The organism is Sphingorhabdus sp., assembly GCF_044354325.1.
In the GTDB taxonomy this organism is placed as follows: Bacteria; Pseudomonadota; Alphaproteobacteria; order Sphingomonadales; family Sphingomonadaceae; genus Sphingorhabdus_B.
Window position 1 is genome coordinate 1 of the sequence record NZ_JBILAF010000118.1, and the last position, 6,073, is coordinate 6,073.

Annotated in this window: 6 protein-coding genes; 4 read left to right on the forward strand and 2 right to left on the reverse strand. The window is 54.5% G+C overall.

The features are described 5' to 3' along the window. A partial coding sequence (locus ACIQ0G_RS09620; RefSeq protein WP_397577718.1) for a hypothetical protein occupies positions 1–630 on the forward strand: 630 nt, incomplete at its 5' end. A gap of 203 nt (positions 631–833) precedes the next feature. On the opposite strand, the gene ACIQ0G_RS09625 is transcribed toward ACIQ0G_RS09620, so the two are convergent. Then, a complete protein-coding gene (locus tag ACIQ0G_RS09625) occupies positions 834–1,151 on the reverse strand; it encodes a hypothetical protein (RefSeq protein WP_397577719.1) in 318 nt (105 codons plus the stop codon). Positions 1,152–1,154: 3 nt separating this feature from the next. On the opposite strand from ACIQ0G_RS09625, the gene ACIQ0G_RS09630 reads away from it, so the two are divergent. After that, positions 1,155–1,637: a hypothetical protein gene (locus ACIQ0G_RS09630; RefSeq protein ID WP_397577720.1), complete on the forward strand. Its 483-nt coding sequence runs from the start codon at positions 1,155–1,157 to the stop codon at positions 1,635–1,637. After that, positions 1,634–2,983 (forward strand): sensor histidine kinase, encoded by a 1,350-nt coding sequence (locus ACIQ0G_RS09635; protein WP_397577721.1) that lies wholly within the window; start codon positions 1,634–1,636, stop codon positions 2,981–2,983. Before ACIQ0G_RS09630 ends, ACIQ0G_RS09635 begins: the two co-directional genes overlap by 4 nt. Here ACIQ0G_RS09635 and ACIQ0G_RS09640 read toward each other — a convergent pair. Continuing rightward, positions 2,969–4,255 (reverse strand): citrate synthase, encoded by a 1,287-nt coding sequence (locus ACIQ0G_RS09640; protein ID WP_397577722.1) that lies wholly within the window; start codon positions 4,253–4,255, stop codon positions 2,969–2,971. The two genes, ACIQ0G_RS09635 and ACIQ0G_RS09640, sit on opposite strands and share 15 nt — an antisense overlap. A gap of 251 nt (positions 4,256–4,506) precedes the next feature. Here ACIQ0G_RS09640 and ACIQ0G_RS09645 point away from each other — a divergent pair. Beyond that, on the forward strand, positions 4,507–6,073 hold a 1,567-nt coding region (locus ACIQ0G_RS09645), incomplete at its 3' end, for a ComEC/Rec2 family competence protein (protein ID WP_397577723.1).

The following is a 6,073-nucleotide window of genomic DNA, read 5'->3' on the forward strand; positions in this document are numbered from 1 at the left end:
ATCGTCCAAGGTCCGCAGGATTTTGTCCAGCTGAACAAGCAAATTTTACGCAGGCGGGTTTTAAGTCAGCCGGGCTTCGTTGAAGCTAGGCTTTTGGGGCCAATATCCGCCAAATTGGTTCCGATCCTATGGCAAAGTCCGACCGCCCTTAAGCTCGTCAAATTTGCTGGTCCGGTTTTTGCGTTGGGCGCGGTAACGCTGGGTATGTCCGGTTTTGATTTGGCCGCAACCGGCGCTGCTTTTGGTGCTGTCGCAACCAATTCTCTGCGTCTTGCAACGACTGACGATCTGAACGGGCAGGGGAAAATCACCAAGCTGACGTCAGTGACCTTGTCGCTGCTTGTTATTGCGATGTTTGGCGCGGCGTATATGGACACCTCCTACACGAACGACGGGCTATTTGCGGCGTTTGCGGTAGCCTCCATCGCATGGATTAGCTTGCATGTCGTGTTGCCGCGTTGGGCGGACGGGCTTTTGCGGTCGCCAGCCTTGCTGTCCATTTTGGCTTTAGGCGGCACTGCCGGTCTTGGTTTAGCCAATGCGCTGCAATGGATTATGGTCGCGCAGCTGAGCGCATTTATGTTCGCATGCTATGATAGCGGCCCAGATAAAAAGGCCGATCAGCCTTAAAACGCCGTTAACCGAAAAAACCTATAACGGCCGCCACGAACGTTAGTGGATAGGCTTTGGACGGTTTACTTGGTCCCCAAGATGATTTGCTCTCAATCGCGTGCGCCCATGCCCGCGATGTTGATGCACTGTGCGACGACGTCGCATCCATTATCTTTCCTTCAGCGGTCCACACACCGTCGGAAGCCACAATAAGCGCAGTTTCAGTAAAACTGCTGCAGATCGTGCGTGACATTGAAGCAAGGTTGCACGGCGCCACCCCGGAATCGACGTGTGGACCATTGCTTGCGCGATCCGGGTTTTTGCGGAAAACCGATATTGTAGATTTCGCGCTCGCGCGTGTTGCTGAAGATAATTTGATAGCACGGCTTGGGTGCGGGTTTTCCCAATTGGCGGTTGAGTTGCTCGACCATGCAGACACACATGTAATCGAAGCGGCACAAGCGTTGCTCGCCGCGGATAGCTTGCAGGTGCGATCGCAGGGCCGGTCTTATCTGACGCTGCCCCCAGAGATTTTGCACAAAATGTGCTGGCGGATTGTCGCCGCGCTTGAGCTGTTATCCGGAAGCCATTCGGATAACGTCATCCATAACGCGCGCGCATTGATTGCCAGCTACGACGAAGCGCAGACAGCCCCGGCATCCGCCCGAAAAATTGTGCATTTTCTTGGCGACGAAAATCGCGCCGCGCTGTCTAATCCACATCATGCCGGGATTCACCTTTTCGTGGCCCATCTCAGCGCGGACCTGAATATCGGGCATGATCATATCCTTCGGTTGATAGATTTTGAGTCTGCATTTCCGATGATGGTCATGTTGGCCGCCGCCGGCTTTCCAAAGCATGCGGCTCTGCAGACGATGATCGATTTGCGCTCTCAGAAACTCTCTGCCCGCGAAGCTGCGCTGTTTGAGGCTGACTATACACATTTCATTCCTGAAATGGCCCGGCAGCAAATCTGTGATTGGTCATCTGCTCGGTCGCTATTTTTAAGTTCTGGCAGAACATGAACTTAACACGCGCTATCACATGCGAGGTGTCGTCTGCGGGTATCTTGCTGCGCGCGGACGACGCGTTGCAGCAGCTTCATATTCGGGCAGGCGGCAATCTTGGGGGTACGCTGGCGTGCCCAGCCTTGCTTTGCCTCACGCAAATGGTCGCAGGTCTTCGGATGCGGCTCGCGCGCCCTGTCTGCGTTGCGGATGGGCCAAACAATCTTGAACTGTGGGTGGAAGCCGAGCCTTTTAACAAGGACGTTAAACTTTCCATCTTGGGCTGGCGCAAAATTCATAATGTTGCGGTCAAGCCAACGTCGCGGGATATATGGCCTGATCAAGGTCAAGAACTGGTCACGCTTAGATTTGATCAAGCCTTGCGCCTTGTTGACGCCTGCGGACCATTTGAAGGCATTGTAAAAAATACAGATTTTGGCTCTTCAGCTAAAATCATACTCGGTCGACTTTTTGGCCCGGGCGCCCTACCAGCGTTCCAGAATGTTGAGAGGTTTTTCCCGATCAGCCGCCTCAGCGTTCGCACGCTCAACGATGCTCGTATGTCGGTTTGGGGGCAGGCCAAACGTGACGGCGCTGGGCAGATTTCTGGCTATACGCTGTCCCTTACCCAACACGGGAAGGTTGAGGTAGCTAACTTTGCGCAGGCGGATAGATCATCTTCGGGCGCACTTTTTGGGAAACAGCTTGCGCCGGTTCTGCGGCAACCATTGCATCGCATCATTGCCAATGCCGAAACGATGGGCAGCGAGTTGTTGGGGCCAATCCGTGAAAACTATGCTTCATATGCACGCGACATTGCCAATGCGGCGCGGCATCTCACTGCCCTTGTTGAGGATCTGGACGATTTGGAAGCCGTCGAGCGACCCGGCTTTTTTACCGCACAGGATGATATCGAATTAGGGGACGTTGCGCGGCGCGCCGCTGGTTTGCTGGCGTTAACGGCTGCAGATCACCGCATGACGATCTCGCTGCCTGACGCCCAAACATATGTTACGGCCACAGCAGAGCTCAGGCGCGTGCTTCAGATCATGCTTAACCTTATCACCAATGCGATCCGATATTCGCCCGACGGAACTGAGGTTCAGGTGGAAGTCGGTGCCGAGGATGGATTTGCGTATGTTTCCGTGTCGGACCAAGGTTCCGGCGTTGACGCCGATGACCATGAACGTATTTTTGCCAAGTTTGAACGTTTGGGTCGCACCGGCGATGGTGGAAGCGGCCTTGGACTCTATATATCGCGACGTCTGGCGCGCGCGATGGGGGGCGATCTTACCGTTGAGGCTGCAAAAGGCGGAGGCGCTAAATTCACGCTCCGCCTTCCACAACAATTAACGCTGGTCTAGGCTCGGATATGGGCGGTGGTTTGGACCCGTGTACAATTGACGCGGGCGACCGATTTTTTGTGCCGGATCGGAAATCATTTCATTCCATTGTGCAACCCAGCCCACGGTGCGGGATAGTGCAAACAATACGGTGAACATTTCCGTCGGGAAACCAATCGCCGACAAAATGATGCCGGAATAGAAGTCGACGTTCGGGAACAGCTTCTTTTCGATGAAATATGGGTCATTTAGCGCCATTTCTTCGAGCTGCATCGCAACATCGAAGATTGGGTCGGTAATGTTCAGCTCGGTCAAAACCTCACGAACCGTTTTCTGCATGACTGACGCGCGCGGATCGTAGTTTTTGTAGACCCGATGCCCAAAGCCCATGAGGCGGAAGGGATCGTTCTTGTCCTTGGCACGTTCAATGTAATGCGGAATGCGGTCTGGCGTGCCGATTTCGCGCAGCATGTTGAGCGCGGCCTCGTTCGCGCCGCCATGCGCTGGGCCCCAAAGACAGGCGATACCCGCTGCGATACATGCAAAGGGGTTGGCACCCGATGATCCCGCAAGACGTACCGTCGATGTCGAAGCATTTTGTTCATGGTCAGCATGGAGGATGAAAATCCGGTCCATCGCGCGTTCGATGACGGGGTTTACAACATATTCTTCAGCTGGAACGCCAAAGGTCATGCGCAGGAAGTTGCCGGTGTAGGACAGGCTGTTGTCCGGATACACAAATGGCTGACCAACCGAATATTTATAAGCCATTGCGGCGATGGTTGGCATTTTGGCAATCAAACGATGGCTGGAAATCATGCGATGCGTTGGGTCGCTGATATCGGTCGAATCATGATAAAATGCCGACAGCGCACCGACGACACCGCACATGATCGCCATTGGGTGTGCGTCGCGGCGGAAACCACGATAGAATGTAGCGAGCTGCTCATGCAGCATCGTGTGACGTGAAATTGTATGGCTGAAATGATCGAGCTGCGCCTTGTTGGGCAGTTCACCGTTCAACAGCAGATATGATACTTCCATGAAGCTCGACTGTTCCGAAAGCTCTTCAATGGAATAACCACGGTGCAAAAGGATGCCTTCATCACCGTCAATGAACGTCAGCGCAGATTCGCAACTTGCCGTCGACGTGAAGCCGGGATCGAACGTAAAATGATCTGACACGGCATATAATTTGCGGATATCGATTACGTCGGGTCCTTCCGAACCTTTCATGATCGGCAATTCAAAGCTGTTTTCGCCAACGGTAAGAGTTGCGTTGTTATCGGCCATTTTCAAACTCCATACATTGCTACCCGACATAGCGGGCCGCCCAACCGGGCATATTTCCGTTTAAGACACAGAACGTTCAAAACGTCGTTTGCGACTGCTTTCGGTCCTTCAAATGCCACTATTTCATGGGGAGAAAATGGCTTTGTCGTTGGGTAGCCCAATGGTAGGAAATTCAGCGGTCGTCAAGGCAAACAATAGCCAAAAATTAGTGCGTTATTTGCCACGCTCCATATTGGTGATAGACAGCGATTGTGGTGGGGATATCGGACATTTTGACCCTCAACAATATGCCGCGCGTGGGCGAGGGGCGTAGGTGGTTCATTGCCCTTGAAAATTGGCTTGATCGGGAGCGCGATCAGCTGCCTTTGTGGTTGCCGGTAGGCATAGGCATCGGGATCGTCATTTGGCAATTTGGTGGGGCTTCGGCGGCCCCTGGATTATTGTTATTGGCCATTGCGGTTGGGCTTTTTGCGCTGCTGGCTACACCGCATAGCCGGAGCCGCCAGTTTTCAGGGATGGCGGCAGTCGCCATTTTGCTTGGCTTTGGGCTCATTAGCCTGAAGTCCAAGGCTGTCGCCCAACCCGTTCTGGCCAAAATTTGGATCTGCGATTTTTATGGGCGGATTGAAGCCTTAGAGAATATTACGGCGCGCGAGGTTGTTCGCCTGCGCCTTGCGACGGATGCACAGGGCGGATTGCCGCCGGTCGTCCGGGTAAATCTTACGCCCGCACAGTATCAATCAACATTTCAAGTGGGCGCCGTCATTCGGTTACGGGCCAGATTGATGCCGCCTGCTGGGCCAACTTTGCCGGGCGGATATGATTTTGCGCGCCGGGCATGGTTTCAGCAGATCGGCGCAACCGGGTCTGCATTGGGAACAGTAACCTTGATTGAGCCTGCAAGAACCAATGCGATGTTTTCGGCAAAGCGGGCGCAACTCACGCAGCATATTTTGGCATCCATGCCGCCTGATGCTGGTGCCATTGGCGCGGCGCTTGTGACGGGGGATCAGGGGCACATAAGCGAGGCCGATGCGCAAGCGATGCGGGACAGCGGGTTGGCGCATCTGTTGTCGATCAGCGGGCTTCATGTGACGGCGGTTGTTGGATTTATCTTTATCGCGGTCAGCCGGTTGCTGTCATTGTCGTCATGGCTGGCCTTGCGTATTTCGGTGCCCATCTGTGCGGCGGCGGCCGCGATGGGTGCACTGGCGTATACCCTTTTAACGGGCGCAGAGGTGCCGACGATACGTTCCTGCATTGCCGCGCTTGTTGTGCTCGTGGCACTGGCGTTGGGCAGGGATGCGCTTACCCTGCGTTTGGTTGCATTTGGCGCGTTGATTGTTCTGCTATTCTGGCCAGAGGCATTGGCCGGTCCAAGTTTTCAACTGAGCTTCGCCGCTGTTGCCACGATTGTCATCCTTCACGAACTACCACTGGTGAAGCGCTTTGCCGAACGGCGGGATGAGCCGACCCTATATCGATTTGCCCGGGCCGTTCTTTCACTGGTGCTCACCGGGCTCGCCATCGAAATGGTCTTGGCCCCGATCGCGTTGTTTCATTTTCATAAGGCCGGACTTTACGGAGCCTTCGCCAATGTCGTCGCGATACCCATGACGACCTTCGTGATTATGCCGTTGGAGGCGTTGGCACTTGCCCTCGATTTGGTCGGCCTTGGCGGGCCTTTCTGGTGGCTCGCCGGACAAGGGATTTTAGCGATTTTGGCATTGGCACATTTTGTGAGCGGTTTGCCCGGTGCGGTTTCGATGATGCCTGATATGCCCATCTGGTCTTATGCGGCATTCTGGGCGGGGGTAT